Annotated in this window: 5 protein-coding genes; 4 read left to right on the plus strand and 1 reads right to left on the minus strand. The window is 71.1% G+C overall.

The window, feature by feature from the left end:
* From argH to RMO30_RS03565, 3 genes are all read left to right on the plus strand, one after another.
* A partial coding sequence (gene argH, locus RMO30_RS03555; RefSeq protein WP_309709594.1) for an argininosuccinate lyase occupies positions 1-947 on the plus strand: 947 nt, incomplete at its 5' end.
* A complete protein-coding gene (locus tag RMO30_RS03560) occupies positions 947-1,129 on the plus strand; it encodes a hypothetical protein (protein WP_309709597.1) in 183 nt (60 codons plus the stop codon). The genes argH and RMO30_RS03560, both read left to right, overlap by 1 nt.
* Positions 1,126-1,722 carry a DNA-3-methyladenine glycosylase gene (locus tag RMO30_RS03565; protein ID WP_309709605.1) on the plus strand — a complete coding sequence of 199 codons (597 nt, stop codon included), beginning with the start codon at positions 1,126-1,128 and terminating at the stop codon, positions 1,720-1,722. Before RMO30_RS03560 ends, RMO30_RS03565 begins: the two co-directional genes overlap by 4 nt.
* A gap of 13 nt (positions 1,723-1,735) precedes the next feature.
* Here RMO30_RS03565 and RMO30_RS03570 read toward each other — a convergent pair whose 3' ends face one another.
* Positions 1,736-2,230 (minus strand): hypothetical protein, encoded by a 495-nt coding sequence (locus RMO30_RS03570; RefSeq protein ID WP_309709599.1) that lies wholly within the window; start codon positions 2,228-2,230, stop codon positions 1,736-1,738.
* Between the two features lie 10 nt (positions 2,231-2,240).
* On the opposite strand from RMO30_RS03570, the gene RMO30_RS03575 reads away from it, so the two are divergent.
* Positions 2,241-2,532, plus strand: a 292-nt coding sequence (locus RMO30_RS03575; protein ID WP_309709602.1) for a hypothetical protein, incomplete at its 3' end; no start/stop codon positions are given.

The raw sequence follows: 2,532 nt of genomic DNA on the forward strand, positions 1-2,532 counted from the left end.
AGCACGCGCAGCCGATCCTGCTCGCTCACCACCTGCTCGCCCACGCCTGGCCACTCGTGCGCGACCTGGAGCGGCTGCGGGACTGGCGGGTGCGGGCGCAGGCCTCGCCGTACGGCGCGGGAGCCCTCGCCGGGGGAGCGCTGGGGCTCGACCCCTCGATCGTCGCGCGTGAGTTGAACCTCGGCGCTCCGCTGCCCAACTCGATCGACGCGACGAGCGCTCGGGATGTCGTCGCCGAGTTCGCGTATGTCGCCGCGCAGATCGGCGTCGACCTGTCACGGTTCGCCGAGGACGTCATCCTCTGGACCACCCGCGAGTTCGGCTTCGCGCGCCTCGACGACGCCTACTCGACCGGGTCGAGCATCATGCCGCAGAAGAAGAACCCCGACATCGCCGAACTCGCCCGCGGCAAGGCGGGGCGGCTCGTCGGCAACCTCACCGGTCTGCTCACGACGCTCAAGGGCCTTCCGCTCGCGTACAACCGCGATCTGCAGGAAGACAAGGAGCCGGTCTTCGACTCCGTCGCGACTCTCGAGCTCGTGCTGCCGGCCTTCGCGGGCATGGTCGAGACCCTCACCTTCGACACCGACCGGATGCGTGCTCTCGCCCCCGAAGGCTTCTCGCTCGCGACCGACGTTGCCGACCACCTCGTGCGGCAGGGTGTGCCGTTCCGTGAGGCGCACGAGATCGCTGGTGCGCTGGTGCGGTTCTGCGAGGAGCATGACCTGCACCTGCACGAACCCACGGATGCCGACTACGCCGCGATCGACCCCCGCTTGACGCCCGACGTGCGCGAGGTGCTCACCGTTGACGGGTCGATCGCGTCGCGCTCCGGCATCGGCGGCACCGCTCCGACCCGCGTCGCTGAACAACTCACCGCCCTCACCGCCGCGGTGCGCGCACTCGCCCCGGAATCGCTCCGCGCCCCTGAACTCAAGGAGTCCTGATGACACTTTCCGGCAACAGCGACTGGAAGGACCGCGCCCAGGCCGCGCGCGAGGGCCGCCGCGCCCGGCAGGAGGCATCCGACGCGAAGCGTCCGTGGCTGTTCCCGCTCATCGTCGGTCTCGCCGTTGCCGCCATTCTCGTCGCGGTCTACCTGGTCACAATCGGCGGAGTCGGCGTCTGACGCCTCTCGGCGAATTTCTGGCGCGGCCCGCGACCGACGTCGCGCCGCTCCTGCTCGGTGCGGTGCTGCACGGCCGCGACGTCAGCGTGCGCCTCACCGAGGTGGAGGCGTACCTCGGTGAGCACGATCCCGGGTCCCACGCGTTCCGCGGCCGCACCCGCCGTTCCGCCGTCATGTTCGGCCCGGCGGGCCACCTCTACGTGTACTTCAGCTACGGCATGCACGTCTGCGCGAACATCGTCGTCGGCGCCGAGGGTGAGGCGACCGCGGTGCTTCTGCGCGCCGGCGAGGTCGTCGCCGGGCTCGACGTCGCCCGGTCGCGGCGCGTCACGTCGAAGACGGATGCCGACCTCGCCCGCGGTCCCGCGCGGCTGTGCGTCGCCCTCGGTATCTCTCTCGCCGATGACGGTGCGCGGCTGGGGGAGCTCTTCCGGCTCGACCTGCCGCCGCATCCGATCGCCGTCGTCGAGACCGGGCCACGCACCGGAGTCTCCGGCGAAGGCGGATCGGACGCCTACCCGTGGCGGTTCTGGATACCCGGCAACTCCTCGGTCTCGCCCTACAAGAAGTCGGTACTGAAGCAGCCGGTGTGATCCGGCGTCGGCCTCAGCCTGCGCGGAGGGCGACCGCTAGGCCGTCGATCGCGAGTTCGAGCCGCACGAGACCGTGTTCGGGTGCCGTCGGCCCCGTTGCGGGAGGCTCCTCGCGCTGCCGGGACGGGCCGCCGATCAGTTCGGCGCGCACGGCGGCGACCTTGGCCGACACTTCGCCCACCGCAGCGCTGAACCCGGGACGATCGACGACCCGGGCGCGGTAGTCGTGCACGGCCGCCCGCAGTTCGCGGGCGACGATCGCCCCGGCACCGATCTGTTCGGCGAGGATGCGATCGTGGCGCGATAGCGGCCAGCCGCGGCGCGCCGACTGGGCTTCCGACCGCAACACCTCGAAGCGCTCGAGCGCGTCACGCCCGGCGAGGGTGACTTCGTCGGCGCGGCCGCCCGATGCCATCCCGGCGAGAGTGACCTGCACTTCGGCCATCGCCTCGTCGGCGTGCCTGCGCATCGTCTCACCGATGCGGGCGGGCAGAACCGCGAACCCCACCCCCGCCCCGATGACTGGCCTGCCGATCCGCACCGGCGTCTGGGTGGCCGACAAGTCCTGCGCCGGAAGCACCTGCAGCCTGACCGCGATGATCGCTGCGGAAGTGCAGGAGAGTTGCACCGGCAATGGTGACTCGGGCCTCACGTGCACCAGCGTCGAGCCGTTCCTGAAGACCTACGCCACATGTCGCGCCGGCACGCAAAGCGGCGACAACATCCAGGACACGGTCTGCTCGGGTGACAGCGGCTGTACCACGACGGCGCTGGACGGTACCAGGTGCTACGCCCCGGCGGGTGGCTCGG

The sequence above is a fragment of the Pseudolysinimonas sp. genome (assembly GCF_031389465.1).
Taxonomy (GTDB): domain Bacteria; phylum Actinomycetota; class Actinomycetes; order Actinomycetales; family Microbacteriaceae; genus Pseudolysinimonas_A.